The organism is Campylobacter sp. MIT 99-7217 (assembly GCF_006864365.1).
In the GTDB taxonomy this organism is placed as follows: Bacteria; Campylobacterota; Campylobacteria; order Campylobacterales; family Campylobacteraceae; genus Campylobacter_D.
In genome coordinates this window covers 67,023-92,595 of record NZ_QHLJ01000001.1, presented here as the reverse complement: position 1 = coordinate 92,595, position 25,573 = coordinate 67,023, and the positions used below count along the sequence as shown (strand labels likewise).

Here is a 25,573-nt window from a genome sequence, read left to right as displayed (position 1 = left end):
CTGCTTGGCTCTATAATTTAAGTTTAAAAGATAGATTAAAAGTAATTTTTTATATAAACTATCCTCACAGCTAGAAAAAAATTGATGATCATAACTTAGCTTTGTTTCATTTTAAAATATAATAAAAAAGCCAAAAGCAAATTTAAAGCCTTTAAAATGCTTAAAGCTCATAAGTCTTAAAAGGGTAAAATAGCTATAAAAACTCAAACACTTTTAACTAAGTCTATAAAACTTGGGCAAAATAATGAAATTTTAATCCATTCTAATATACAATTCATAAAATCAAACAAAAAGGACTTGATCATGCGAATTTTCTTGTTTAAAATTTGCAAAAACCTTATCTTTCTTGCATTTTTATTTGATATTTTACAAGCTGATATAAAAGAAGAGCCTAAATTTAAGGTTTTTGGTATGTCCCCGCAAATCACCGTTTTACTTCAAATACTCTATCCTCAAGGCTTAGTTGGGCTAAACTATACCCCTCGTCCCGAAGATAAAGAATTTATGCCAGAAAATGTAGCCAAGCTTCCTGTTCTTGGTGGCACAAGAAATACTGAGGTTTCCTTTGAAAAGCTTGTAGCCTTAAAGCCTGATTTTATCTTTGTTGCCAAAAATACACCCAAACACCTCATCACAGCTTATGAAAAACATGGCATTAAGATCATAGAGCTTGAAATTTGGGACAGACAAAAATTACCACAAAGCATAAGCATTATAGGAAAAAATTTACACATCGAGCAAAGAGCTTCAAAGCTTAATGCCTTTTTAGAAAAGTCTCAAAACTTGCTTTTAAATTTAGAAAACAAGATCCTTAAAAGACCAAGTATTTATTTTGCCTTTGGCAATGATGGCTTGCAAACTTCTTGCCTTGATCCTAAGAACGAAAAAGAAGATCTTGCCTTTAAAATCGGCGGCAAAAACGCCATAACTTGCTCCTTACTCTCAAGCAAACAAGGACTAAGTAGTGTAAATTTTGAAATTTTGCTCAAGCTTGATCCTGATCTTATCTTTGTGCGTGAAAAAAGACTTTATCAAGAGCTTTTAAACAAGCCCTCTAAGTCTTGGCAAAATTTAAGCGCCATTCAAAACAAAAAGATCTATTATGCTCCCTCAAGTCCTAGTAATTGGCTTTATAGACCACCAAGCATTCTACAAAGCATAGGCATTCCTTGGGCTTTTTCTAAGGTTCAGCCTGAGCTTTTGAGTGAAAATTTAGCCAAAGAGCTTGCACAAGAGTTTTTTAAGCTCTTTTTTCAAGAGCTAAGCGATGAGCAGTATAAAGCACTTTTTTTAAAAAACTAACTCAAGATCTTGCCATGATCACTAAGCCTTATACTCAAATTTTAAGCCTTGTGTTTTTATTTGTTTTGCTACTCATAAGTATGCTACTTGCTCTTAGCATTGGCGAGGTGCAAATGCCTTTAAGTAAGGTTTTTACTCTTGTTTTCTTTCCTGATTCAAGCAAAGAAAGCTTGATCATTCATGATACAAGAATGCCAAGGATCATCGCTGCTGTCGTGGTTGGCGGGGCTTTGGCATTAAGTGGGGCTTTATATCAAGGAGTTATTGGCAATGTTTTAGTGTCTCCGGGTATTTTGGGTGTTTTAAGTGGGGCTAGTTTTGGAGCAGCACTTGCTATGGTTTTAGGGCTTTCTACCTTAGGCATAGAACTTTTTTGCTTTAGTTTTGGCTTGCTTGCTATGGGGATTTCGCTTTTGCTTTCTTTTATCTTTGATCAAAATCGCAGTATTTTAATGCTGATCTTAGGAGGTATCATCACTTCTTCGTTTTTTGGTGCTGGAGTTAGTATCATAAAGATCCTAGCAGATCCTTACAACACACTTCCAAATATCGTGTATTGGCTCATGGGTTCGCTTGCTTCTTTACATACTCTGCCCTTGATTTTTGCAAGCCTTGTATTTATCCTTAGTTTAATCTTAGTCATTTTAGGCTCAAAGGTGATTGATATCTTAAATTTAGACTATGAAAGTGCAAGTGTGCTTGGGGTTTGTGTGAAAAAAATGCGTTTATTGTTTATACTTGGTGCAACCTTGCTTGCAAGCAGTAGCGTTGCACTTGCTGGGCTTATTGGGTGGATTGGGCTTGTTATCCCTCATATGTCTCGCTTTATCATAGGGGCAAATCATCGCTTTAGTTTGCCTTTTTGCACCCTTTTTGGAAGTTTGTTTTTGCTTTTTTGTGATACCCTAGCACGCACTCTTTCAAATACCGAAATTCCAATAGGCATAATGACAAGTCTTTTTGGCATACCTCTTTTTGCCTTGATTTTATTTTACAACAGAAAAAAGGCTTTAGATGCATAAAATAAAAGCATGTGATCTAAGCGTTGCTATACAAAAAACACCCATTTTACATAAGATAAGCTTTGAGTTAGCAAGCGATCAAATTCTTTGTATCTTAGGACAAAATGGTAGTGGCAAAAGCACGCTTTTACGCACGCTTTTGGGCTTACTTGCTTATAAGGGAAGCCTTAAGATAGGAGATCAAGAATGCAAGGATCTAAGTATCAAACAAAAAGCTCAAATGCTAAGCTATGTGCCTCAAACTCAGCACCTTTCTTTTCCTTTTAAGCTTTTTGAAGTGGTTTTAATGGGTCGCTTTCATCAAAGTAAATTGTTATACTACTCAAAACAAGATAAGAAAATTGCCCTAGAAACACTTGAAAAATTAGAACTTTCTCATCTTGCAATGCAAAATTTCAACTCACTTTCAGGCGGTCAAAAGCAACTTGGCTTCATCGCTAGGGCTCTTTGTCAAGACACAAAGATCATGATCTTAGATGAGCCTGTAAGTGCTTTGGATCTTTCTTACTCCTTTAAGCTTTTAAAGCTTTTAAGATCCTTTCAAAACAAAAGCATTATACTAAGCTCTCATCACCCTGAACAATGCTTCATCGCCGATCATATCCTTATGCTAAAACAAGGTAAGGTTTTTGCTTATGGGGAAAGTAAAAAGATACTAAACGAAGATACAATCAACGCCCTTTATGAGATCAAAACTAAGGAAGTAGAGCTTCCAAACAAGGCAAAATACTTTTGTCCCCTTGTGTAACACCAACACAGCCAAATGAAAAAATACAATTTTAAAATTTAATATCATTTTGTGTTCAAAAGTTCAAAAGTTCAAAAGTTCAAAAGTTCAAAAGTTCAAAAGTTCAAAAGTTCAAAAGTTCAAAAGTTCAAAAGTTCAAAAGTTCAAAAGTTCAAAAGTTCAAAAGTATAAAAGCAGGGTTAAAAACCCTGCTTTATCAAAAGCTACTGAAGTAGTCTTAAGATATTTTGTTGAGAAGCGTTAGCTTGTGCTAGAGCATAAGATCCACTTTGAGCAAGTATGTTTGCCTTAGAGTAGTTTGCACTCTCGCTTGCAAAGTCAACATCTCTTATGTTTGACTCAGCTGATTTGACATTCACCTGAGTTACTGTAAGGTTATTGATGGTTTTTTCGATTTGTTGTTGCACAGAACCGATATCAGCACGGATCACATCAAGATTAAGTATAGCTGTTTCAGCTATATCCATAACAGCCATAGCACCCTTAAGTGTGGTTACCCCTGCAGTTTGATCAGCTGCGTCATATACAAAAGTCTTAACCGCTGCAAACTGAGATTGTCCTGAACCAGCAGAAAAGCCTGAACCAGCAGATACGGTATAAGCCTGTGTATAACCACCACTAATAAATGCAACCGCATTAGCAAGGATAGCTGAGTAGTTCGCACCACTACCCACACTAAAGCCTGAACCAGCTGTAAAACCATTTCCAGTAGCTGACATGAAAGCAGCTACGGATCCTGTGATAGTGAGCTTGCCCTTGCTATTGGTATTAAAGCCCATAGCATCAGCTTTATCAAGATCAAGAAGCCCCTTACTTTCTCTTAAAGATACAGAGGTTTGAGAAATGAAGGCTGCGTCATAGCCAAAACCTGTACCTGAGACAACGATATCTTGTCCGCTGTTTTTGATCAAGGTTAAACGACCATAGTTATTCATCATCTTTGTACCAGCAATACCAGAGCCAGCACCCATATTTCCACCAGTGATCACTATACCTCTACCATCAGCTGAGTTTAAAACAAGCTTGTTGTTTTGATCCAAAGAAGCTTGAACACCTGTAGTATCTTTTACAGCATTGATAGCATTAACTAAAGCACCATTTTTATCGCTATCTTGATAGTCTATCCTACCTATAGTAACGCCGTTAATGGCAAAATCTTGGCTTGTACTACCAGCTGCAACTGTATAAAGTCCTACTGTTTGCACTGTGTAAGTTGCACGAACACCTGTTTTATCAGCTACTCTGTTGATTTCTTCTGCTAAAGCACCTATACCTGTGTTGATACTATAAGAAATAGCCACACTAGCAAAATCAAAGTCTTCAACCCCATTGTAGTTTAAGATACTTAAATTTGCATTACCAGAAGTTGTGATTTGCCCACCTGTTTCAAAACGAGTAACCCCGATCTTAGAGCTTTGAGTCGAACCGATAGTCGCTTTTACAGACTGGTTAGAGTTTACACCCATTTGGAACTCTTGGTTTGTAAAACCACCACTAAGAAGTTGCTTGCCGTTGAAAGAAGTTGTATTTGCGATAGTATCAAGTTCTTCCATAAGACGGTTGATATCTGCTTGAAGCATGTTTCTTGTCTTTGTGCTTTGTCCATCTTGAGCAGCTTGAGTAGCCTTAGTCTTGATCAAGTCAAGGATCTTAGTTTGCTCGTCCATAGCTTTATCAGCAACTTGAAGCAAAGAGTTTGCATCATTACCATTGCTTATAGCTTGACCTAAAGTTGAAGCCTGAGTTCTAAGTTGATCTGCGATCGCAAGACCAGAAGCGTCATCTTTTGCTGAGTTGATTCTAAGACCTGAACTAAGTCTTTCCAAAGAAGTATCCAAACTTCTGCTGTTAAGTTGAGTGTTTGCTGTTGCGTTAAGCGCAGCGACATTCGTATTTACACGCCATCCCATTTTAAATCCTTTTAAGTAAAATCAACGAATTCCTTTCGTTGTTACAAGCTAAATCGAACGAAGAAAAAAAAAGTTTATACTTTTTTGTAAAAAAAATTACATTTTTTATAAAGTGCCTTTTTTCAGGTATTTGAAAGGAAGTTAAAAAGCAAAATTTGTTATATTTTTAAGATAAAAATCTTTTTTCAAGCTCTTCTTTGCTTAAATTTGAAAGAATTTGAACCTGTTTTTTAAGCATAAAAAGCCTAAAGCCTGACAAGATAAAAAGCAAACAAAAAAGACAAAAAAGGCTTATATCTATCACTAAAAAGCCATTTTTAAAGCACAAAAAAGCAAAGCAAAGCATGGCTAAAAGTGGCAAAAGTGCATTTATAAGCTGTTTTTGTATCACTTCTTTGAAATTATCAAGCCCTTTAGTGAAATTCCTAAAAAGCAAAATTTTACCCCTTTTTGCAAGTATCAAAAGCTCATCTTGATCGCTAAAAACACCTTGCAAACGGCTGATATAACTAAACTCATGCTCTTTTTGTTTAAAATTTGCAAAAAGAGTATAAAAACAAAAGCCTCTTTTTTCACTGCACCTAAGCTTTTCAACACGGGCAAATTTAACATAAAATTTATCCATAAAAAAGGGATCAAAACTCATCTAAGCTCTTTCATAAATTCCATAAGTATCTTCTCCTAAAAAGCCCTTAAATAAAGGCTTTAAATGTAAATTTAAGCGGATATTTTCAAGGCTATTGAACCTTGAGTTTGAAAAGATCAAAAAAGCATCCATTTCATCTTTAACGCCTTGCAAAAACGAAGCTCCGCCCTCAAACATGATAAATTTAGCACTTTTTGGAATCTTAGCATAAATTTTTCGCTCTTTTACGCTAAAAAGCGGGATCGTTGTATCAAAAACACTTAGTTCTTCTAGGCTTAAAGCTCTTTCTTGATCCTTAAATTGATCCAAAAAATGCGATAATATGCAAAGATCAGGAGCTTTATCTCCTGCTAAACGGCTATCAAGCAAGGGTCTATCCTGCCTTAAAGTTTGCCCACCGATAACGAGCAAATCAAGCTTTGAGCGGATCTTATGAGCATAGGTTCTACTTTCCAAGCTACTTACTTCCTTGCCAAGTGCTGAGCCATTTAGACTGAGGGCTAGTTTAAAAAGCTTAAAACTGCCATTTTGCCACTTCAAAAAGGGTTTTAAAAGCTCCTTGCCCCTTTGTTCTAAAACGCCCATTTTTACCTCAATGCCATGTTGTTTTAAAAACAAAGCCCCACCGCTTGCTATCTTGTTCGTATCACTTGTAGAAATGATAACTTTTTTAAAATGAAGCTCGGTAAAAAGCCTTGCACAAGGCGGGGTTTTGCCTTGGTGGTTGCATGGTTCTAGGCTTACAAAAGCAGTGGCGTCTTTGAGCAAATTTGCGTGGTGCTTGCACACAAAATCATGGGCTAAATTTGGCTCTTGTGGGATTTGCAAAGTGGGATTTAAACTTTTTAACGCCTTGCAAATAGCATTTAACTCAGCATGAGCCGTGCCTGCTTTTTCATGAGCTTGCAAGCTTAAAATGCGTTCATTTTTATCAAGTATAAGACAGCCAACGGCTGGATTTGGATAGGTTAAAAACTGATATTTCCAAGCTTCATTGAGTGCTAAGGACATATAAAATTCATCGTTCATTTTACAATCTTTGTAAATTTTTTAGTGTATTTGGGTGCAAAAAAAGCCAAAAAGCCCTTAAAGCTTGAAAATACACCCTTACAAGCTCTCTTCGAAGCTTAGCAAAACCCTTAAGCTTTTTAAAACGCGAATCAATCGTGCTTTCATTTTCTGGCTCAACACCTATCAAAAAAGGCTTATAAAGAATATTTAAAACCCCGTTAATATAAAACATATCCATATAATCATCGACCGGAGCGATCAAGTCTTTACTATGACGCATAAATTTCAAAGCCGCACTTGGAGCAAGAAAATAACCCTGAGTTCCGCCAAAATTCTTATAAGTGATATAAAAATGCTCATCAATACTAAGGCTTTTTTTATCAAACAAAGCACAAAGCCTAACATACTCAAAACCACTTTCAAGTATGCTTAAAATGCCTTGTTCAAAGTCCTTTGTAAAAAAAATATCATCTTCTAAAATAAACAAATTTTCATTTAAATCAACACAAAGTTGCCAAAGCTTATAATGACTTGCAAAACAGCCCTTTTCGCCCAAAGAAAGCTCTCTTCCTTGAAAAAAACAAGCCTTTTTAAAATGCTTTTCAAAGGCTAAATGCTCATCATTTTTCGCATCAACAGCCTCAAAAAAATGAAATTCAAGCAAGGATTGAAGCTTAGGACTTTCTTTTAAGAGCTTTGAAATTTTATCCTCCATAGCCTTTTTTCTATCTAAGCTTCTTTTAAGGTTTATAATGAAAACTTTATGCATTCTTATCCTTAATCTAAAATGCAAAGTATGGCACAAAATGATAAATCAACAACCTTTGCTTGCTAGTAAGGGACTTTAAAAGCAATACAAACAAAGCAAATAGGCATATTTACGAATACCTATGGATCTTAAGCACCTAAATTTACCTTTTTAGCCTTTCAATCAAAGCTTTTTTATACTCTTCTATCCTTGAATAAGACACACCCTCAAAAACCAAAGGCTCAAGATAAGTCATCTCACAATGCAAAGCACTTGCTTTCATAGGCAAAAAGACATTTTTAAGCTCCACGCCTATGCGTCCGTTTTTACCATAAGTTGAACGCCCTCCACCAGCAGTAGAAACCACTAGCATTTGCTTACCTTTCCAAAGTCCGGGTCCCACACTGCCCCAAGTTTCATTTAAATAAGCTTTCATCATGGGCGTGATATTAAACCAATGCGTAGGAAACAAAAACACTATCCTGTCGTATTTTTTAGTGATTTCATACTCTTTTGCGCCGTCAATTGCTCTTGTATCAAAGCCATAAATTTGCTCTAAATTCCTTACCTCCACGCCCTCCACGCTTCTAGCAGCTTCTTCTAAAGCCTTGATGAAAGTCGAGCTTTCAGGATAAGGATGCGAAGCGATGAGCAAGGTTTTAATGTCCGTTTTTTCCGCTCCAAAGGCTAAGCTTATCAAAGCCATGAGCAAGGCTATAAAACTTAAGATTTTTTTCATTTTTACTCCTTGTTGATAGTGATTTTAAAATCATTCTTAAAAGCTCTTATCTTAGCTAAATCCTCGCTTTTTAGCTTTCCAAGAAAGGCTAAACCACTATGAAAGCCCTGTTTTTCATAAAATATCCCCAAATTCCCCCAAGGAGAAAAATAAAAAAAATCCCCAACACTAGGATCATAACCCCTTATCCCACTCATATCAAGAGGGCTTTTTAAAGGCTTACTTATCTTTTCTTTGCCCACATAATCGCTAAATTCAAGCTCTAAGGGAAGCTTGGCATAAAGGCTCTTTGCAGCAGCGTTTTGCTCAAGCTCAAGCACTATCTTTTCGGCATTTCCTGCCTCAGTTTTAAAGCTTAAAGAAATGATCATTTTTTCTCCTTTGTCTAAATTTTTAGCTTCTAAATAAAAGCTCATTAAAGCCATAAAAAGCCCTAAAAATAAGATTTTTTTCATTTTTTACTCCTTATGATTGATCTCTAAATGCTTGATGATACGAGCAGGATTGCCAGCTACGATGACATTTGGTGGCACATCTTTACTTACCACACTACCTGCTGCCACTATGCTATTATCTCCTATACAAACGCCCGGACAAATGGTAACGCCTATGCCAAGCCACACGCGATTTCCTATCTTTATGCCCTTACAAAAGGTAGCACGGCGTTTGTAGGGGTTAAAATCGTGATTTATCGTTGTGAGGTTGCATTTTGGAGCGATAAAAACATCATCGCCAATTTCTATGCCACCTCTATCCATAAAGGTGCAGGCTTGATTCATAAAGAAATTTTTGCCAATTTTTATATTTTTTCCAAAATCCACATAAAAAGGTGGCAATATCATACAACTTTTATCAAGCTTTTTGCCTATGATCTGGCTAAAAATTTCACGCACTTCTTCTTCGCTGTGATCTCCTGTATTTAGCTTGTGAGTAAGCTTTAAAGTCTCTTTAATCACATCAAAAATTTGAGGAAAATCCTCATCATTCATATCCACAAGCTCGCCTTCTAAATCACGCGTGAAAATATCGCGGTTGCTAGTGGGCGCTGGCGTGCTTTTAAATTTAGGGTGGCTTTTATCAAGCCCTATACTTGAGGGCGTGCTACAAATATACCTTGCAGCTTCCAAAGTCCTAAGCTCTAATTCTTTTGGCATTTTGTATCCTTTTTTGAAATTTAAAAAACAGCTTGCGATATAAAACAAGCTTTGTTTTGTGTAATTATAAAAAATGAGAGCAACTCTAAGTCAAGGGTAAAATGCAAAAAATTTAAAATTTTATTTTTAATTGTTCAAATATCTTGCTAAACTGAGCTAAAAATTTAGAAAAAATAATTTTAAGCTTACAAGAAAAGAGCATTTAGACTAAGAAAATTTATAAAAAGGCTCGGCGATCAGCTAGGTTGTGAAAATTTTAAGCGTTTAAATAAATTTCACAAATCCTAGCCTTTGGCTCAAACAGCTTTTACTAAGCTTTGCTGATAGCCATGCCCAAAGCTTTGAAGGCTATCAAGCACAAATTTAAGGCTAAGTCCAAGCTCTGTAAGGCTGTATTCAACCTTAGGTGGCACCTCAGCATAAACCTTGCGTTTGATGATCTTAGCACTTTCAAGCTCTCTTAAATTTTGTGTGAGCACATTTTGCGAAATGCTTTGATTTTTCGTCGCCATAAGCTCCTTTCTCAGCTCGCCAAATCTTTTTCTATCTTCTAAAAGCTTGGAGATGATGAGAAGTTTCCATTTATTTCCCACTAAATTTAAAGCAGTTTCCACAGGACAAGGAGAATAATAAGGATCTTTTTTCATTTTCTTTCCTTTTTTTAAATTTTTTGGATAATTCTAGCAATTTTTTCTTAGAATTTACCTTAAATTTAAGAGCTAATTTTAAAAATTTCAAAATTTTTTATACCTTTTTAAAGGCTATTTTTACATAATAGTTCTAAAAAACTAACTATATTATTTTAAACTCCCTACTTGATTTTTATAATTTTATCATTTAAAATTGCGTTCATAAAATTTAGCTTGCGATAAAAAAGCTTGATTTTAAATTCATTTTTAAAGGAAAATATCATGAAAATAGCAGTTTTAGGTGCAAACGGCAGATCAGGAAGCCTTATCGTTAAAGAAGCCTTGGCAAAGGGCGCGAAAGTAAGTGCCTTTGTAAGAGGGGCAAGCCAAAGGGTAGATAGCAAGGCAGAGCTTATCAAAAAAGATATATTTGATCTTGAAAGTGCTGATTTAAAGGGCTTTGATGTGGTTGTTGATGCCTTTGGCGTGTGGGAGGATTTGAGCTTTCATAAAAAACATATCGAGCATTTAGCAAAGCTTTTTAAGGAGCTAAATAATACTAAGCTCATCGTAGTAGGCGGTGCTGGATCTTTATATATGGACAAAGAGCATAAAACACAGCTTATGGATTTGCCTGAATTTCCAGCTGAGTATATGGGCGTGGCAAAGGCTACAGCTGAGGTTTTAGAATTTTTAAGAGGGCAAGATTTTGACTGGACTTATCTTTGTCCGCCAGCTGATTTTATCTATGAAGCTCCTAGAAGTGGAAAATACAGCCTTGGAGGCGAAGAATTCTTTGTAAATTCAAAGGGTGAGAGTAAGGGAAGCTATGCGGATTACGCTTTGGCTTTGGTTGAGCTTGCTTTTAAAGGCGGACATAAAAAAGAACGCTTAAGCATGGTAGGCGAAGAAGCTTAAAAAGAGGCGTAAAGCCTCTATCTAAAATAAAAAGGATAAAAAATGAAAAATTTTAAACATATTTTCAGCTCTTTGGCACTTGTTGGTGCTTTAAGCAGTGCTGTTTTTGGGGCAGATTTCACACAAAAAACGCTAAAAGTTGGCGAGGTGCAAATTTATGAAAAAGCTGGGCTTAAGCTTCATGCTTACAACACCAAGGACGCACTAAGCGATGAAGCTTATATCATCGAAACTTCTAAAGCTTTGATAGCCATTGAAATGCCCTCATTTACAAAAAATCTTGATGAATGGCAAGACTATACAAAGGCACTTAAAAAGCCTTTAAAAGCGGTTTTAGTGGCAAATCACGCTACCGGAAAAGACTATGTCAAGGGTGTTAAAATTTATGCGACAAAGGATGCTAAAAAGGCTATTGAAAGTGGGAGCGTGAAAGCTATAACTGACGGGCTTGTAAAGAGCTTTGGAGCAGATTTTCAAGGTGGGGATAAAATGCTTGAGGTAAATCAAAACCTAGAATTTGGAAAAAACCTCATCGAAGGAGTCGAATTTGACATCGTGGCTGATAATGATGTGTTTGACATTAAAATTCCAGCTCTTAACGCCGTTTATACGCATATGCTAGGACAAAAGGTGCATTCTATCTTAGTAAGCAAGGAGCAAATTAATGCTCTTATAAGCAAGCTTGAAGCGTATCAAAAAGCAGGTTTTGAACTTATTTTATCGGCTCATCACACGCCAGAAGGACAAGAGGCTTTAAGTGAGAAAATAGCTTATCTTAAAAAGGCTAAAGAGCTTATAGCAAAAAGCAAAAATGCTGAAACTTTCATTTCTTTGATGAAAAAAGAATTTAAAGACTACGCAGGCGAAAACTATCTTCAAATGAGTGCTGGCGCACTTTTTAAATAAAAAAGAGGCGTAAGCCTCTAAAAAGATCAAAGAAATTTTACAAATGCCCTATATAGTTTAAATTTAGAAGTAAAAATATAAAAATTGTTTTTAATCATATATAAATTTATAAAGTTTTATTTTGATATAATTTTTGCCATATTTTTAAAAATAAGGCTTTATAATGAACTCGCAAACTACTTTTAACACTATCTTAGAAAAAATAAAACAAGCAAATTTAAATAACAAAAGCAAAGGCTCTATCTTTGAAAAGCTCTCAAAGCACCTGATAAAATAATAAGGAGTGTAATATGAATGAGCTTGATTATGCAGAGTATGTTAGTGTTGATAGAAAGCGATGCAAGGAAAAAATTAAAGAGCTTTTTAAGGAAAATGAGACTAAGCCCATTGCTATTGCGATCAATGGAAAATGGGGTGTTGGAAAAAGTCATTTTTACAAAAATGAAATAGTACCACTTTTAAAAAAGGAATTTAAGAAAAATCCCATTTATACTTCAGTTTTTGGAAAAAAAGATGAAAATGAGATTATTAAGGATTTGGTGTCTCAGTTTTTGACGATAGAAAATAAAAAGACAAATATCATAAGAAAGCTTATAAAAGGAATATCTAATTTATTTGGAAAAAATATAGATTTGGATTTGTTATTTGAATTTCTCAAAATAAAAGATATGAGCAATACCATTGTTTGTATAGATGATTTTGAAAGATTATCAGATAAAATCCCTGTGCAAGATATTTTGGGTTTGATCTGCGAGCTTAAAGAAAATAAAGAATGCTCTGTAATAGTAATCTACAATGAAGATGAGCTCTTTAAAAATAGCCAAAATAAAGAAGTATTTGGAAAATACAAAGAAAAGGTCTTTGACTTTCAAATCAAATTTTCTCCATCTACAATAGAGCAATTTTCTATTTTAGATCCAAAATTAGATAAAAATTTTGATGCCTATAAATATTTTCCTGATATTATAAATATAGATAAACTCTTAGAAAATCATCAAACACAAGATAAAGATCGTAATTATATAAATCTAAGAGAATTAAACAAAGCAAATCACACCTACCAAAGGCTTTTAAAAAATTTTTCTCTAGAAAAATATCCGTCAGAAGAATTTAAAAAAATCTACAATTATATACTTTATCCCATTGCTTATGCTTATCATTTTGGACTTAAAAAAGAATATTTTGACAAAGACGATGGAACACAAGTTTCAATCTTGACCTCTCCAGATACTTCAATGTATAGTGAATTATTAAAATATTTACTACCTTATTTAAAAAATGACTTTGAGTTTATGCAAAAAACCGGTTTTTTAGATATATCATCACCACGAAAATGTATTTTTCTACAAAATTTTGTTAAAAAAATTATCGATGATACTATGTTTCACACAGAATATATCAAAGAATGGGATAAAAAAACCACACTCAAAGAAGCCTCGATAAGCTTCTTTTTAAAACATAGAAATGATATCAAAAGCATTCCATATATGTTTGGATATAGGATACTAGATTATGCCTTTGATGAAGAAAAAGTTCGCCTTTTTTATAAAAAAATAAAAAGCTTTGCATTAGATTTGGCAATAAAAGAGCATAAAGAAGAAGTATTAGCCTTATTTAATCAATGGTGCGATGAAGCTTATGAAACAAGAAATATTAAAGGTGAAACAGAGTATTTTTGGATTAGCGAAGATACTTTTTATTATCCGTTAAAATTTGCATTTGAAAAACTAAATATTGAAATGCCTAAAAATAAACTCGTGGAATATTTTTCACAAATTAACTCTTCATCTTAAATAATTAGAATTTAGCAAATTTCTAAGCCTAAATTTAAGGCATTTTCACTTCACTTTTGGTGAGTATCTTACTTTATTTTCTGTATTGACTTTTTGCAAAAGCTTTATTATAGTTTCAAAAAAAATTAAAGGATCAAAAATGAACTTTGTTAAATTCATGCTCTTTTTGGCTATTTTTAGCCTTGCAAATGCTGGTGAGGCAAGGTATTTTATGCAGCAAGACAGCGACATAACAAGTAAAATTCCTTACGGAAATAACGAAAAAGCAGGTAGCTATGTCGATGTGGGCGATACGAAGCTTTATTATGAGCTTTATGGTAAGGGCGAGGTGGTGCTTGTTTTGCACGGCGGAGGCGTTGGAAGTACTTATGAAATGGGGCGTTTGATCGATGAGCTTTCTAAAAATTACCAAGTTATCGCCCTTTCAACCCGCGCTCATGGCAAATCTCCTATCGGCAAAGAGCCTTTAAGCTATGAGCAAAAGGCAAAGGACGCACTTGCAGTTTTAAAAAAAGTGAGCAAAAAGCCTGCCATAGTGCTTGGCTTTAGCGATGGCGCTTATACAGCTTATAAACTTGCTAGTATGTATCCAAAATCTGTCAAAAAAATCATAGCCATAGGTGCTGGAGAGCTAATCAGCCCAAATCTTAGAAAAATCCCGCCAGTTAAGCTTGAAACTTGGGCTAAAATGGATGCTAAATTTATGAAAAACAAGCTTGAATTAAGTCCAGAAAGCCCTGATGATCTTCAAAAGTATTTTGATGAGTATTTTAAATTTTATAGCGAACTTAAGGTTTCAAAGGAGCTTTTTAGCACCATAAAATGCCCTGTTTTGCTTATAGTGGGCGAAAATGACGCTAACGCTCCGCTTGATAGCGTGCTTGCAGCTCATAAAATGATACCAAATGCGAGCCTAGCAGTTATCGCAAATGCACCGCACCCAGCATTTAACGCAAATTTTGACGCCGTTTGGGCGAACATAAAGCCCTTTTTGCAAAGATAAAAATTTGTTTTTAAGGAAAGAAAATGATTTATTATTTGATAGCTTTTTTAATGGGCGTTGCGATTACTTTTCAAGCAGGCGTTAATGCTAGCCTTGCTAAAAGCTTAAACTCAACAGCCCTTGTGGCAGGCTTTATCTCGCTTTTTATCGGTGCTTTTTGTATAGGAAGCGTGGCTCTTTTTAAGGGAGATTTAAACTTAAGTCTTTTTAAAGAGCTTGCTTCGCAGGAGTGGTGGAAATTTTTGGGCGGAATTTTAGGGGCTTTTTTCCTTTTTGCGACCATTTTACTAGCTCCTAAAATAGGCTTTGCAAATATGTTTATCCTAGCACTTGTGGGACAGCTTTTAACAAGCTTTTTGCTTGATAGCTTTGGCATTTTTGGCGAAGCAAAAAGCATTTCTTTTGAAAAAATCCTAGGGCTTTGCTTGCTTTTGGTATCGCTTTTGATCTTTTATGCTAAAGATCTTTTTTCAAGATCTTAGCTTTTAAATTTGCTTTCTTAAAGGGTTAAATTTAGCTAGAACTTAATCTTAAAGCCTTTAATTTAAAGCATAAAAAAGCCTAGCTAAATTTAGCCCTAAGACTCTTTTTTAATAGCCTCTTCATAGGCTTTTAATTCTCTTTGGCTAAAAAGCACTACTTCTTTAATAGTCTCTTTTTCAATCGCTTTTATAAAATTTTGTATAAATTCAAAGGCGATTTGGCTGTTTTGGGTGGGTAAAATTACCTTCATTTGGCTTGCGATTTTTCTATTAAATTTATCAGCATAACTAAATCTTCCAAAAGCAGACTTTCTAAACGCCACTACAAAATAAAGTAAACTTGTTTCATTCCATAAATTTATATCTTGCAAGGGGTAAAGTCCTTGCACATGAGAATAACCTACAAAGTCTCGTGGTTGATAAAAAATACCCTCAGAGGTGGTGGTATCGCTATAAGTTATCATATTAGCTTTTTCTGTTGGTTTTAAATTTGTATATCCACTTACTCCATTATTTAGACTTGAATTTGTAACGATAGGGTATTTACCGCCTTTTTCAAACAAATCAATATTTGTTAATTTGTAAGCCTTTGTAGGTTTTACCTCAAACAAATCCCCTATTTTAAACTCCTTAAATTTAAGCTCACTAGCTTTTAGACTAGGCGGCGTTGTATAAGCTAAATTTAAGTTTGCTTCTTGTCTCTCTCTCTCTCTCTCTCTCTCTCTCGTTTGTCAGCCTTTCAAAGCTATTTAAAGCTTCTTTTTCTTCTTTAGTAAGCTTATAATCACTTAGCCCAGCGGCGGCGAGATAAGCTTGCAGCTCCCGCACACGCTCCGCTTGCAGCTCCGCTATATAATCTTCCATAAATTCAAAGGCGATTTTGCCCTTTTGAGTGGGTAAAAATATAGTTAAATCTTTTACCTTTTTCCAACTTGCCATATTTGAGTAAGAAAATTTAAGCTTAAACCACTTCATCAAAGTGCAAACATAAAGCATAGCTTTGGCTGTAAAATTTGGATTTTTAAATTTAAGAGAAAATACCCTTGCGTGAGTAACCATTTTATAGCTGTGATTTCTATAAAATACATTCCCAAACATATCGATAGTTAAGGTATTTGCTTCGAAAATTTTAGCCTTTACATCGCTTCTGCCTATAATCCCCATTTCATTTTCGCCAGAACTTACGACTAGCTCGCCTTTTGAATTAATATGTCTTTGCTGAATATCAGAATCTCCATTTGATGAGATAAACAACTCATCTAAACAAAACTCCCTAAATTCGCCCCCGTTTGCCTTAAATTTAGCTTCTAGCTTTTCCAAACGAGGGCTTATTAAAAAGGGCTTTTTTGCCCCTTAAGGATATTGCTAACCTCCCAAGCTAGATACTCGCTAACGCATTTTTTAAAATCCTCTAATTTTGGGGTGGTGTCTATCTTTTTATGTTGCGAAAAAGTCCAGTCCTTGCCCTCTAAATTTATGGTGTCCTCAATCACAAAATCATCATAATAATTTGTCTTTTTCTTGCGATTTAACACGATATCAACTATCTCATCATATCTTGCCTTTGCGTTATCGGTGTCGCGTAAATTTGCACTAGCTTTTGCCTTTTTCTTTGCAGCTCTCGTGTAGCCATCATTACTAAAGTCTATAAATTTAACCAAATGTTTAGGATCGTGTGCTCTTGCTGTTTCAAAAAGATAAATAGCTGTTTGAACACTTGATTTGCCAATAAATAAATCAGGAGGCATTCTAATGCTAGCTAATAAGCTTGAGTGCTTTAAAAGCTCTTTTGTGTAGGGAAGTCCGTTGCCACTTCCTGCATTTTCTTGTATTATGATACAAGCTCTTCCTTTTTGCATCTTTTTTAAAGCCTTTTGGGCGAAAATAAAACCTTTACCGGACTCTGAATATGGAGGATTTAGTAAGAAAACATCAGCTGGAAAGTCTTGTCCTTTTTTAGCCCCTTGTTCATATTTACCCTCATAATGCAAACTATTTTCGTGTAAAAAATTAGCCGAACCATCATCAAGTAAGATCATATTTAAAACACCAAGCAAATAAATATCTAATCTCTTTTCAATGCCTAGTAGCTGATAGGCTTTAATGTGAGCTATTTTTAACTCTCTTTGCTTTGAACTTTGTAAGCTTTCACAATCTTTTATCATGGTATTCATAGCTTGGATTAAAAAAGCCCCTGAGCCTGTAGCATAATCACACACATAAGAATCTTTATTTACCCTTGCTAATTTTATCATTAAATCAACCACATAGCGAGGAGTTAAAACCACATCATTTTTTTCATTGTCTGGCACTTTAAGCCATTTTGTAATGGAATTAAAAAGCTTTCCTGCAATATCAGCCTTTTTAAGCTTTTTCACAAGAGGAAAGATGTGGTCTAAAACTAAAGAATAAGCTCTTTTAAGCGGACTCTCATCGGTATTTTTAAAATTAACATATTGAGCTTTTTGCCATAATTTAGAATCTATAAAAGCCATTTTCAATTCATTCATCACAGCTTCTATTTTTTCTTTTGGTAGATTTTTTTCTAATAAAAAATCATTGATTTTATTTATAAAAATATGACCATCATTTGAGTTTTGACCCTCTTCACCTTTTAAGTCCTTTAATTCCAAAGGAGAAACCTTATCATTTACGCCGTGAGCTGCCATTATCATACCAACAAGCAAAGAAACCCTAGTATTTGGCTTTACATCTAAAAGCTCATCGTGCAAGAATTGATTAAGTTTATTAAGCTTTGTTTCTACATCATTTTCTAAATCTTCTAAGACCCTTGCTTTTTCCTTATCATTTAGCTTTAAATTATCAATTTGCTCTAAAAAATCATCTAAGTATTCATTTGAAAGACAAGATAAATCCTGAAAATCACCTATTTTTTTAGGATAGGATAAATTTTCCCTATTTAAATAATAAAAGGCGTATTCCATATTTAAATTTTTACTTTCTTCGCTCTCATAATAGCCATTTATACCTAATGCTATAACCTCATCATAACTTTGAGTATAATCTAAAATAGCATTAGCATAATGCACAGCACCATTTAAAGCGTAATCTTTGATATTGGAGCTTAACTCGCCTTTATCATTGAAATTATAAATTTCTCCATTTTTTAATTTAAGAAGTTTATTTTTTGCCCCTTTTACTTCTATCATAATGGGGATTTTTCTTAGGCTTTTTGTCTTTAAAAAAAGCTTTATATCAGGATAATTTCCACCCCCACCACCTGCTTTACTTGGGGCTTTTTTTAAGGCATTTTCTATTTCTGTATTGATGGTTTGCGTTTTTGTAAAATAATTAATTCCTAATTTTACAAGCTCTTGCTTTGTTTTATCTTCGATAATCTCTTCTATACTTGGCATTTTAGCTCCCTTAAAAATTACAGATATAATTTTACTTAATTAAATTTAAAAACATTTTTAATGCTTAATACTTGCTCTTAAAAGCCCTAAAGCTCGCCCCAAAGATAGCTTGTCATGGACACAGAGCCATAATTATAGTTTTGGTTAAAAACGCTGATAGGATCTTCTTTTGTGCTTGCTCCAAGTGCGTTAATGAAAGGCAAAAAATGCTCCAAGCTCGCAAAACAACGCTGATCAAAAAATGGGGATTGTTCGAAATTTAAAATGCTTTCATAGTCTTTTTCAAGCACGGCTTTTTTGATAAACTCATCAAAGTTTAAGGTCCATTCAAAAGCCTTATTTTCATAGTTTGGGTGCATTAAGGAAAGATTATGAACGATATTTCCACTTGCAAAAATTAAAATCTCCTCATCACGCAAAGCTCTTAAAGCCTTTCCTAGCTCAAACTGCCTTTTCATAGGAAGATCAAGCGCCACGCTCATCACGACTACTTCAATATCAGCACTTGGATACATCTTGCAAAGCACGCTCCAAAGCCCATGATCTATGCCCCAAGAATTATCCATTTTTACATTAAAATCTTTCAAAAGGCTTTGCACATGGCTTGCAAGCTTAGCATTTGATCTTGGGGAGTATTTAAGTTCGTAAAGTTCTTTAGGAAAGCCATACATATCATAAATTTGCTCAAGCTTTTCATCGCTATGACTAAGCCTTATGTCCTTGCCATACCAATGAGCAGATATAGCCAAAATAGCCTTTGGCTTGATCTTTTGTCCTAAATTTCGCCAATTTTGCGTATTTTCATTTTCCAAAAGTGCATTCATAGGGCTTCCATGTCCTATAAAAACTACGGGCATTTTCATCGTTTTTCCTTTTTGTTTTTTTAAATTTAACAAAAAATATTTAAACAAAACGCAATGAAAACAAAGTATCTTAATGAAAGTCAAATAAATTTAAAAACTTCCTTGCTCTTTGGGTTTTTGGGCTTTCAAAAAAGTCTTTTGGCTTTGAAATTTCTACTATTTGCCCTGCGTCCATAAAAACGATCCTATCAGCAACAGCCTTTGCAAAACTCATCTCATGCGTTACGATGAGCATAGTCATGCCCTCTTTTGCAAGATTTAACATCACATCTAAAACCTCACGAACGATCTCAGGATCAAGTGCTGCAGTTACTTCATCAAAGAGCATAAGCTCAGGATTCATACAAAGGCTACGAACTATCGCTATGCGTTGCTTTTGACCACCGCTAAGCTCTCTTGGATAGGCTTTTAGCTTATCTAAAAGCCCTACTTTTTTAAGCCACTCTTTAGCCTCGTTTAAAACCTCTTCTTTGGCTCTTTTTTGCACCTTCATAGGAGCAAGCAAGATATTTTCTTCAACGCTAAGATGATCAAAAAGTTCGTAGGATTGAAACACCATGCCCACTTTTTGACGGATCTTACCCCACTGCTTAAAGCCTTTTTCTATCTTTACGCCATCTATACTCAAACTTCCGCTTGCAATTTCTTCAAGTCCATTAATACACCTTAAAAAAGTGGATTTTCCGCACCCACTAGGTCCAAGTATAACCACAACTTCTTTTTTATCAACTTCTAAATTTATATCCTTTAAGGCATGATGCGTGCCATAATACTTATGCAAATGCTCTATTTTTAAAATACTCATCTTAACTCCATTTTAGTTCTAACCTGCGTGAAATAAGCGATATAGGATAACAAATCATAAAAAATACAAAGAAAATCAAGCCATAGATCAAAAGTGGTGCATAGATATTTTTGATATGAAGTTCTATGATTTGCTGTCCTACTTTATAAAGCTCCACAACACCTATCAAATAAGCAAAAGTAGTGCTTTTAATGAGCCTTGTTAATAAATTCATACTTGCTGGGGTCAGACGACGAAAGGCTTGAGGAATGATAATATAAAAATAAATTTGCAAGGCATTTAAGCCCAAAGAAAGCCCGGCTTCAAACTGGTGTTTTGGGATACTTTGAACACTCGCACGAACCAAATCCATCATCTCAAAAGCACCCCAAATACTAAACACTACGATAGCAGAACTCATAGAGCTTAAGTTAATGCCAAGCCAGCGAGAAAAGCCAAAATACACCAAAAAAAGCCAAACAATAAGAGGCATAACACGGACGAATTCCAAACAAAAACGACAAAAAGCATATATGAAAGGATTTTTAACACACATTAAAATCCCTAAAAATAAACCCGCAATACTTGAAATAACAATACTCACACTTGCGATATGCAAGGTAGCTAAAAGTCCGTCAAATAATCTTAAAAAAACAGCCAAAGAAAAAATTTCAAACATGAGCCAGCCTTTTTTCTATATAGCTTAAAATCAAAGAAAGAGGCAAAATAATGCACAAATATCCCACAAAAAGCATAAATAAAAGCTCATTAGTCTTATAAAATAAAGAATTTAAGCTTGTCATGGTATTAACAAGATCAGGCAGAGCAATCACAGTTACGACTGAGGTTTCTTTAAATAAAAAAATGATATTAGCACTAATGCTTGGCATGCATACCCCAAGTGCTTGAGGAAAGATCACGAAGCGGAAATTTTGCAAGGGCGACAAACCCAAAGAAAGCCCAGCTTCAAACTGCTGTTTTTTTACCGCTTCAATGCCAGCTCTTAAACTCTCAGCCATATAAGAACCGCCCAAAAATGCAAGCCCTATCACAGCACAGCTAAAAGCAGAAAGTTCTACTCCTAGTTTAACAAGCCCATAATACAAAAAAACAAGCTGGATAAGCAAGGGGGTATTTCTTGAAAGCTCTATATAAGCCTTACAAATTTTATCAATAAAATGAAATTTAAAATAGCTCATCAAAACACAAAATAAGCCCACTAAAAAAGAAAAAAATATCCCCCAAAATGCAAGTTTTAAAGTAAAAAGCCCAGCTTTTATAAAAAGTGGGGTGTATTTTATAATAAAATCAAAATCCATTCATAAATCCATGATCTTATATTTTTAAGGCTGATATTATATAGAATTTTTATCTTTTTTTCAAGAAATTTAGCCTTAAATCCATGCTAATCCTCAAGGCTTTGCTCTAAAGCCTTGAAATTTAAAATTTCTATCTTGCCCTTAGTCGTCGTGATATATTTTAAAGCTCTTAGTTCCTTAATAATCCTTGAGATTGATTCAGCCTTTGTGTTTAAATCCTGAGCAATCTTTCTTTGAGTAAGCTTACTTAAGCTTTCTTTGTGCTTTAAAAGATAAGAACTTAGCCTTTGTTTGAGACTTTGAGAACTTTGGGTGAGTTTATTTTCTAAAATTTTAATCTTTTCAAACAAAGATAAGATCATTAAAAAACTATATTTACTATCCTTAAGACATAAATTTTTAAAAGCCTCAAAATCAATTTCCAAAACACAAGAATCACTCTCAAACTCAGCACTTGCAGGATAGTTTATCTCCTTAAAAGCCGGCATTTCTGCTATAAAACTGCCTGAGCGAAAATGATGAAGATTTAGCTCTTTTTCTCCTATATTTTTATACACTCTTACCTTTCCTTCTAAAAGCAAGAAAAATTTTTGAGCCTTTTCGCCTTGATAAAATAAAATATTGCCCTTTTTATAGTGCTTTTTAAGAGCAATTTCTTGTAAAAAATCTAAATTTTGCATATTTTCCCCAAAAAATTTAAAAAAATTAACTAGAGCCAATCTTTTTTAAGCTTTATTTTACTATGATTTCATAAATTAAAAGGAGAGAAAATGAAATTTGAAACCATAAACAAAGAAGGCATTGATGCCTTAATGGATCTTTTTTATGCAAAGATAAGAAACGAAAAAGGCGAGCTTGGTAAAATTTTTAACGACAAAATAGGCACAAGCGATGAAGAATGGACAGCTCACAAGAAAAAAATCAGCAATTTTTGGCAAGGCATGCTTCTTGGCGAGGGGGATTACAACGGACAGCCCCTAAAAGCACACCTAGAGCTTCCACCCTTTGATAATGCTTTGTTTGATACTTGGCTTTCCTTGTTTGAAAGCTCTTTAAATGAACTTTTTGTGCCACAAATGGCTGAAGTGATCTTACAAAGAGCGCAAATGATCGCTAATAACTTCAAAAGAGCTATCGCTATGCACAGAGGTGCTTAAGTTTAAGGCTTTTGCCTTAAACCTCACTCCTTTAATGCCCTCTTTGCTTCTTCTAAAATTTCTTCATCAGCACTAAAATCAAAAAATTTAAACTCATTTCCATGTTGCATAAAACCATCAAGCAAATCCCCGCTTAAGCGGTTTTTAAGATCAAGTTCAGCTATCTTAAAGCCGTCTAAGGTTTTAGAAAAATCTATCAGCCTTTGAGGGATTTGTTTTTGTTTGGTATAAAGATAACAAAAGCTTTGAAGCCCTACTCTACCTACTCTTCCTCTAAGCTGATGCAAGGTAGCAAGCCCCAATCTTTCAGCACCAACGATAACGATGACACTTAAACGGGGCAAAGATATACCCACCTCAACCATGGTCGTAGAAAGCAAGATAGAGCCTTTTTGCCTAAATTGAAGCAAAATTTCATCTTTTTCTTTGTCTTTACCATGCGTAATAAAAACATTTTGATAATGCTCTTGCCAATACTTACTTGCTTCATTTAAAGAAAGATAAGGCAGGTTATCACTTTCATTAACAAGGGGATAAATGATGATAATTTGGTTATTTTTACGAAGTTCCTCGTCTATTTTTGCTTTTAAATTTGAAAAGTCCTTATCTTGCACGCATAGGGTTTGAATGTCTTTTTTAAAGGGCATTTGTTTGATAAAAGAAAAGCTTACAAGCTCTGATTGTATCATACTTAAAGTTCTTGGTATAGGCGTTGCTGAAAACTGCACAAAATGGGGCTTTCTTTCTTCTTTTGAAGCAAGATCATTAATCTTTTGCCTTTGATTTGAGCCAAAGCGGTGTTGCTCATCAATCATCACCAAAACAGCCTCATGCTGTTTTAAATGAATGAGTGCATGCGTGCCGATAATCAAATTTGCATGTTTTAGCTTTGATTCAATATCTTTTTCCTTTTTTCCACCCTTGATAAAAACAATTTGCATAAACTGAGGCAAAAGCTTTTTTGCCTCATCAAAAAGCTGTTTAGCTAAAATGCTTGTTGGAGCCATCAAAAGAGCTTGTTTTGGATACACACTTAAAGCACCGGCAAGCAAAACTAGGGTTTTTCCACAGCCCACATCACCCATAATCACGCGCCTTTTAGCCTCTTCTTGAACAAGATCTTCTCTTATATCTTTTATGGCACTAAGCTGATCTTTTGTAGGCTTAAAGGGCAAGGCTTCAAGCCATTTGTTTATATCAAAAAGTTCTAACTCAAAGCTTTTAAAAATTTGCTTTTTACCCCTTAATCTTCGTAAAAAATTATAAATTTCAACAAATTTTAAATCCCTAGCAAATTCATTGAAATTTTCATACAAATAAAAGCTTTTTTCATCATAAGCATGCAAATTTAAAAGCAAATTGATATATTTTTGATCAAGATTTAAGGCTTTTAAATTTTCTTCATTTACATAATTTTGAATAAGCCTTTGAATGCTCTCATCTTTAATACCTGAAATTTGATATCTGGGTTTTAAAATCCCGCTTTGCTTGATGATTTTTGGATTGCTAAATTGCCATATTCCGTTAAAAAAAGTCATTTTTGAATTAAGTATATGACACTGCCCTTTTTTAAAAAGTGCATAATGCCATTTACTTGGGTGAAAAAAAACAAAAGAAGCTTTAATGTCCCAATTTTTACAATAACAAGTGCCAAAAAGCTTGTTATTTTGCGAATTTACACTTAAAATTTCTACTTCTTCAGTGCAAATGCCCTCGCTTACTTCCTTACTTAAGCATAAATTTTCAAGCTTTTTAGGCAAAAGCAAAGCTAAATCTATGCAATTTTTTATGTGTAATTTTTTAAAAAGCTCTAAATCCGTGCTTTTAATTTTCATTTTGTATGCTTGCAAAACTAAGCTTAACTAGCTCTTCATGGCTTTTGATATAGTGATTAAGCTCCTTAAGATCTGCATTTTTGATATGAGTAAGCTCTTTTTTAAAATACCCCAAACCAAGCTCATTATAATACTCACTAAAAGCTATATTAAGCCTTTTTTCAAGACTTTCATAACGAAGTGGAGTGCTTCCTATAAGAAATTTCTTTGCCGCTTCAAATTCACTTTCACTCACGCCTTTTTTTACGAAGTCATTAAAAAGTTCTTTGATGAGTTTTTTAGCATTTTTAGCATTTTCATTTTTGGTCTGCAAATATCCAAAACAACGAGCATAAGAGCGGTTCATATCCAAAATAGCATAAGCAGAATAAGCTAATCCTCTTTTTACACGAATTTCTTCCATAAGTCTTGAGCCAAAACCTCCAGCACCTAAAATAAAAAAAGCAAGCTTTGCTAAATAAAGCTTTTTATCCTTAAAATCCGCATGAAAAGGACTAGCAAAATAAATATAAGCTTGCTCGCTTTCTTTTTTCACGCAAATTTCATCTTCACAAATAATACTTTGCTTAAAATGTTTATCTTTTAAACCCTCTTTTTTGCTCAAAGGCTCTAAACAAGGCTCTATCAAGGTGCAAAACTCATCTTTTGTAATCTTTCCTCCCAAACTTATATAAAGATTATTTAAGCTTAAATGTTCTTTATAAAAGTTTTCAAGCATTGAAAGGGTAATTTTGCTTATACTTTTTTCATCTCCATCGCTTGAAGTTTCAAATTCTTTTGCTTTGAAGCTGATTTTATTAAGCAGGGTTTTTGCTAAAAAATCATAATCGCTATTTTTACTTGCAAGCTCACTTAAGGCGATATTTTTGAGTTTTTGTAAGATCTTTTCATCAAATCTTGGCTTTGAAAGCAAGATTTTTAGCTCTTTCATCGCAAAGGCAAAATGCTCTTTTAAGCAACTTATATTGATCTCAAAACATTCAAGAGTGCTACTTGAGCTTAAATTTATCGCCTTTGTTTCGATTTTTTGAAAAAATTTATCATCACTACCCTCATTTAAAAGTCTAGCAAACATCTTAGCAAGCCCTAAGTGTCGTTCGTAAATTTTGCCCGAGTTTTTAAAAACAAGCCTTAGATATACAACTTCTAAGTCAGTATCTTCCTCAAAGATCACAGGAATTTGCACACCCTTAAAATGAAGTTCAAACATGATAAGCCTTTGTAAAT

At 34.3% G+C, this 25,573-nt stretch carries 27 protein-coding genes; 9 read left to right on the top strand and 18 right to left on the bottom strand.

The annotated features are described in order from the left end of the window. Window positions 1-303 precede the first annotated feature (303 nt). Genes DMB92_RS00485 through DMB92_RS00475 form a run of 3 tightly spaced genes read left to right on the top strand, consistent with a single transcriptional unit; the run spans window position 304 to window position 3,072 of the window. Window positions 304-1,302, top strand: a complete 999-nt coding sequence (locus DMB92_RS00485; protein ID WP_142681083.1) for an ABC transporter substrate-binding protein — start codon at window positions 304-306, stop codon at window positions 1,300-1,302. A 14-nt stretch (window positions 1,303-1,316) separates the two neighbouring features. Continuing rightward, window positions 1,317-2,324, top strand: a complete 1,008-nt coding sequence (locus DMB92_RS00480) for an iron ABC transporter permease (protein ID WP_142681082.1) — start codon at window positions 1,317-1,319, stop codon at window positions 2,322-2,324. Beyond that, the gene (locus DMB92_RS00475; RefSeq protein ID WP_142681081.1) at window positions 2,317-3,072 is read left to right on the top strand and encodes an ABC transporter ATP-binding protein; all 756 of its coding nucleotides are present in this window, start codon (window positions 2,317-2,319) and stop codon (window positions 3,070-3,072) included. Before DMB92_RS00480 ends, DMB92_RS00475 begins: the two co-directional genes overlap by 8 nt. Before the next feature lie 203 nt (window positions 3,073-3,275). On the opposite strand, the gene DMB92_RS00470 is transcribed toward DMB92_RS00475, so the two are convergent. The 8 genes from DMB92_RS00470 to rrpB all read right to left on the bottom strand — a co-directional run bounded on the left by DMB92_RS00470 (window position 3,276) and on the right by rrpB (window position 9,927). Next, window positions 3,276-4,982, bottom strand: a complete 1,707-nt coding sequence (locus DMB92_RS00470) for a flagellin (RefSeq protein ID WP_142681080.1) — start codon at window positions 4,980-4,982, stop codon at window positions 3,276-3,278. Window positions 4,983-5,148: 166 nt separating this feature from the next. Then, entirely contained in the window at window positions 5,149-5,628 is a 480-nt protein-coding gene (locus tag DMB92_RS00465) for a hypothetical protein (RefSeq protein WP_142681079.1), read from the bottom strand. Next, a complete protein-coding gene (ribD, locus tag DMB92_RS00460) occupies window positions 5,629-6,657 on the bottom strand; it encodes a bifunctional diaminohydroxyphosphoribosylaminopyrimidine deaminase/5-amino-6-(5-phosphoribosylamino)uracil reductase RibD (RefSeq protein WP_142681078.1) in 1,029 nt (342 codons plus the stop codon). Between the two features lies 1 nt (window position 6,658). Next, window positions 6,659-7,408 (bottom strand): glycosyltransferase family 25 protein, encoded by a 750-nt coding sequence (locus tag DMB92_RS00455; RefSeq protein ID WP_142681077.1) that lies wholly within the window; start codon window positions 7,406-7,408, stop codon window positions 6,659-6,661. Between the two features lie 142 nt (window positions 7,409-7,550). Next, window positions 7,551-8,126, bottom strand: a complete 576-nt coding sequence (locus DMB92_RS00450) for an NAD(P)H-dependent oxidoreductase (protein ID WP_142681076.1) — start codon at window positions 8,124-8,126, stop codon at window positions 7,551-7,553. A 2-nt stretch (window positions 8,127-8,128) separates the two neighbouring features. After that, window positions 8,129-8,581, bottom strand: a complete 453-nt coding sequence (locus tag DMB92_RS00445) for a cyclophilin-like fold protein (RefSeq protein ID WP_142681075.1) — start codon at window positions 8,579-8,581, stop codon at window positions 8,129-8,131. Between the two features lie 3 nt (window positions 8,582-8,584). Then, the gene (locus tag DMB92_RS00440) at window positions 8,585-9,280 is read right to left on the bottom strand and encodes a sugar O-acetyltransferase (RefSeq protein WP_142681074.1); all 696 of its coding nucleotides are present in this window, start codon (window positions 9,278-9,280) and stop codon (window positions 8,585-8,587) included. Between the two features lie 296 nt (window positions 9,281-9,576). Continuing rightward, a complete protein-coding gene (gene rrpB, locus DMB92_RS00435) occupies window positions 9,577-9,927 on the bottom strand; it encodes a MarR family transcription factor RrpB (protein ID WP_142681073.1) in 351 nt (116 codons plus the stop codon). A gap of 264 nt (window positions 9,928-10,191) precedes the next feature. Here rrpB and DMB92_RS00430 point away from each other — a divergent pair, with 264 nt between their 5' ends. The 5 genes from DMB92_RS00430 to DMB92_RS00410 all read left to right on the top strand — a co-directional run bounded on the left by DMB92_RS00430 (window position 10,192) and on the right by DMB92_RS00410 (window position 15,011). Further along, window positions 10,192-10,827 carry an SDR family oxidoreductase gene (locus DMB92_RS00430; protein ID WP_142681072.1) on the top strand — a complete coding sequence of 212 codons (636 nt, stop codon included), beginning with the start codon at window positions 10,192-10,194 and terminating at the stop codon, window positions 10,825-10,827. Between the two features lie 42 nt (window positions 10,828-10,869). After that, window positions 10,870-11,733, top strand: a complete 864-nt coding sequence (locus DMB92_RS00425; protein WP_142681071.1) for a hypothetical protein — start codon at window positions 10,870-10,872, stop codon at window positions 11,731-11,733. A gap of 290 nt (window positions 11,734-12,023) precedes the next feature. Beyond that, window positions 12,024-13,526 (top strand): P-loop NTPase fold protein, encoded by a 1,503-nt coding sequence (locus tag DMB92_RS00420; RefSeq protein ID WP_142681070.1) that lies wholly within the window; start codon window positions 12,024-12,026, stop codon window positions 13,524-13,526. A gap of 139 nt (window positions 13,527-13,665) precedes the next feature. Next, window positions 13,666-14,529, top strand: a complete 864-nt coding sequence (locus tag DMB92_RS00415) for an alpha/beta fold hydrolase (RefSeq protein ID WP_142681069.1) — start codon at window positions 13,666-13,668, stop codon at window positions 14,527-14,529. A gap of 23 nt (window positions 14,530-14,552) precedes the next feature. Next, window positions 14,553-15,011 (top strand): DMT family transporter, encoded by a 459-nt coding sequence (locus DMB92_RS00410; RefSeq protein ID WP_142681068.1) that lies wholly within the window; start codon window positions 14,553-14,555, stop codon window positions 15,009-15,011. Between the two features lie 95 nt (window positions 15,012-15,106). Here DMB92_RS00410 and DMB92_RS09310 read toward each other — a convergent pair whose 3' ends face one another. The 8 genes from DMB92_RS09310 to DMB92_RS00370 form a co-directional block, all read right to left on the bottom strand. Next, entirely contained in the window at window positions 15,107-15,622 is a 516-nt protein-coding gene (locus DMB92_RS09310; protein ID WP_260604676.1) for a restriction endonuclease subunit S, read from the bottom strand. Between the two features lie 46 nt (window positions 15,623-15,668). Continuing rightward, entirely contained in the window at window positions 15,669-16,331 is a 663-nt protein-coding gene (locus DMB92_RS09305) for a restriction endonuclease subunit S (protein ID WP_142681066.1), read from the bottom strand. Window positions 16,332-16,342: 11 nt separating this feature from the next. After that, window positions 16,343-18,388 (bottom strand): class I SAM-dependent DNA methyltransferase, encoded by a 2,046-nt coding sequence (locus tag DMB92_RS00395; RefSeq protein WP_142681065.1) that lies wholly within the window; start codon window positions 18,386-18,388, stop codon window positions 16,343-16,345. A gap of 86 nt (window positions 18,389-18,474) precedes the next feature. Further along, window positions 18,475-19,251 carry a dioxygenase gene (locus DMB92_RS00390; protein WP_142681064.1) on the bottom strand — a complete coding sequence of 259 codons (777 nt, stop codon included), beginning with the start codon at window positions 19,249-19,251 and terminating at the stop codon, window positions 18,475-18,477. Between the two features lie 70 nt (window positions 19,252-19,321). Then, entirely contained in the window at window positions 19,322-20,056 is a 735-nt protein-coding gene (locus DMB92_RS00385; protein ID WP_142681063.1) for an amino acid ABC transporter ATP-binding protein, read from the bottom strand. Window position 20,057: 1 nt separating this feature from the next. Beyond that, window positions 20,058-20,714 carry an amino acid ABC transporter permease gene (locus DMB92_RS00380; protein WP_142681062.1) on the bottom strand — a complete coding sequence of 219 codons (657 nt, stop codon included), beginning with the start codon at window positions 20,712-20,714 and terminating at the stop codon, window positions 20,058-20,060. Further along, window positions 20,707-21,354 (bottom strand): amino acid ABC transporter permease, encoded by a 648-nt coding sequence (locus DMB92_RS00375; protein ID WP_142681061.1) that lies wholly within the window; start codon window positions 21,352-21,354, stop codon window positions 20,707-20,709. The genes DMB92_RS00380 and DMB92_RS00375 overlap by 8 nt, the downstream gene beginning before the upstream one ends. Before the next feature lie 86 nt (window positions 21,355-21,440). Further along, window positions 21,441-22,034, bottom strand: a complete 594-nt coding sequence (locus DMB92_RS00370; RefSeq protein WP_142681060.1) for a Crp/Fnr family transcriptional regulator — start codon at window positions 22,032-22,034, stop codon at window positions 21,441-21,443. Window positions 22,035-22,124: 90 nt separating this feature from the next. On the opposite strand from DMB92_RS00370, the gene DMB92_RS00365 reads away from it, so the two are divergent. Further along, window positions 22,125-22,511, top strand: coding sequence for a group III truncated hemoglobin (locus DMB92_RS00365; protein ID WP_142681059.1), 387 nt, complete (start codon window positions 22,125-22,127; stop codon window positions 22,509-22,511). A 23-nt stretch (window positions 22,512-22,534) separates the two neighbouring features. Here DMB92_RS00365 and recG read toward each other — a convergent pair whose 3' ends face one another. Further along, entirely contained in the window at window positions 22,535-24,346 is a 1,812-nt protein-coding gene (recG, locus tag DMB92_RS00360) for an ATP-dependent DNA helicase RecG (protein WP_142681058.1), read from the bottom strand. Next, the gene (locus DMB92_RS00355) at window positions 24,336-25,556 is read right to left on the bottom strand and encodes a M16 family metallopeptidase (RefSeq protein WP_142681057.1); all 1,221 of its coding nucleotides are present in this window, start codon (window positions 25,554-25,556) and stop codon (window positions 24,336-24,338) included. Before DMB92_RS00355 ends, recG begins: the two co-directional genes overlap by 11 nt. Between the last annotated feature and the right edge of the window lie 17 nt (window positions 25,557-25,573).

Excerpts from the sequence above, each read along its gene's own strand:
- DMB92_RS00430 (WP_142681072.1), top strand. The coding sequence starts at position 10,192 with ATGAAAATAGCAGTTTTAGGTGCAAACGGCAGATCAGGAAGCCTTATC.
- DMB92_RS00440 (WP_142681074.1), bottom strand. The coding sequence starts at position 9,280 with ATGCCAAAAGAATTAGAGCTTAGGACTTTGGAAGCTGCAAGGTATATT.
- DMB92_RS00410 (WP_142681068.1), top strand. The coding sequence starts at position 14,553 with ATGATTTATTATTTGATAGCTTTTTTAATGGGCGTTGCGATTACTTTT.
- DMB92_RS00395 (WP_142681065.1), bottom strand. The coding sequence starts at position 18,388 with ATGCCAAGTATAGAAGAGATTATCGAAGATAAAACAAAGCAAGAGCTT.
- DMB92_RS00485 (WP_142681083.1), top strand. The coding sequence starts at position 304 with ATGCGAATTTTCTTGTTTAAAATTTGCAAAAACCTTATCTTTCTTGCA.
- DMB92_RS00470 (WP_142681080.1), bottom strand. The coding sequence starts at position 4,982 with ATGGGATGGCGTGTAAATACGAATGTCGCTGCGCTTAACGCAACAGCA.
- DMB92_RS00385 (WP_142681063.1), bottom strand. The coding sequence starts at position 20,056 with ATGAGTATTTTAAAAATAGAGCATTTGCATAAGTATTATGGCACGCAT.
- DMB92_RS00415 (WP_142681069.1), top strand. The coding sequence starts at position 13,666 with ATGAACTTTGTTAAATTCATGCTCTTTTTGGCTATTTTTAGCCTTGCA.
- DMB92_RS00420 (WP_142681070.1), top strand. The coding sequence starts at position 12,024 with ATGAATGAGCTTGATTATGCAGAGTATGTTAGTGTTGATAGAAAGCGA.
- rrpB (WP_142681073.1), bottom strand. The coding sequence starts at position 9,927 with ATGAAAAAAGATCCTTATTATTCTCCTTGTCCTGTGGAAACTGCTTTA.
- DMB92_RS00475 (WP_142681081.1), top strand. The coding sequence starts at position 2,317 with ATGCATAAAATAAAAGCATGTGATCTAAGCGTTGCTATACAAAAAACA.
- DMB92_RS00390 (WP_142681064.1), bottom strand. The coding sequence starts at position 19,251 with ATGAAAATGCCCGTAGTTTTTATAGGACATGGAAGCCCTATGAATGCA.
- DMB92_RS00425 (WP_142681071.1), top strand. The coding sequence starts at position 10,870 with ATGAAAAATTTTAAACATATTTTCAGCTCTTTGGCACTTGTTGGTGCT.
- DMB92_RS00455 (WP_142681077.1), bottom strand. The coding sequence starts at position 7,408 with ATGCATAAAGTTTTCATTATAAACCTTAAAAGAAGCTTAGATAGAAAA.
- DMB92_RS00480 (WP_142681082.1), top strand. The coding sequence starts at position 1,317 with ATGATCACTAAGCCTTATACTCAAATTTTAAGCCTTGTGTTTTTATTT.
- DMB92_RS00370 (WP_142681060.1), bottom strand. The coding sequence starts at position 22,034 with ATGCAAAATTTAGATTTTTTACAAGAAATTGCTCTTAAAAAGCACTAT.
- DMB92_RS00465 (WP_142681079.1), bottom strand. The coding sequence starts at position 5,628 with ATGAGTTTTGATCCCTTTTTTATGGATAAATTTTATGTTAAATTTGCC.
- DMB92_RS00365 (WP_142681059.1), top strand. The coding sequence starts at position 22,125 with ATGAAATTTGAAACCATAAACAAAGAAGGCATTGATGCCTTAATGGAT.
- DMB92_RS00445 (WP_142681075.1), bottom strand. The coding sequence starts at position 8,581 with ATGAAAAAAATCTTATTTTTAGGGCTTTTTATGGCTTTAATGAGCTTT.
- ribD (WP_142681078.1), bottom strand. The coding sequence starts at position 6,657 with ATGAACGATGAATTTTATATGTCCTTAGCACTCAATGAAGCTTGGAAA.
- recG (WP_142681058.1), bottom strand. The coding sequence starts at position 24,346 with ATGAAAATTAAAAGCACGGATTTAGAGCTTTTTAAAAAATTACACATA.
- DMB92_RS00450 (WP_142681076.1), bottom strand. The coding sequence starts at position 8,126 with ATGAAAAAAATCTTAAGTTTTATAGCCTTGCTCATGGCTTTGATAAGC.
- DMB92_RS00355 (WP_142681057.1), bottom strand. The coding sequence starts at position 25,556 with ATGTTTGAACTTCATTTTAAGGGTGTGCAAATTCCTGTGATCTTTGAG.
- DMB92_RS00375 (WP_142681061.1), bottom strand. The coding sequence starts at position 21,354 with ATGGATTTTGATTTTATTATAAAATACACCCCACTTTTTATAAAAGCT.
- DMB92_RS00380 (WP_142681062.1), bottom strand. The coding sequence starts at position 20,714 with ATGTTTGAAATTTTTTCTTTGGCTGTTTTTTTAAGATTATTTGACGGA.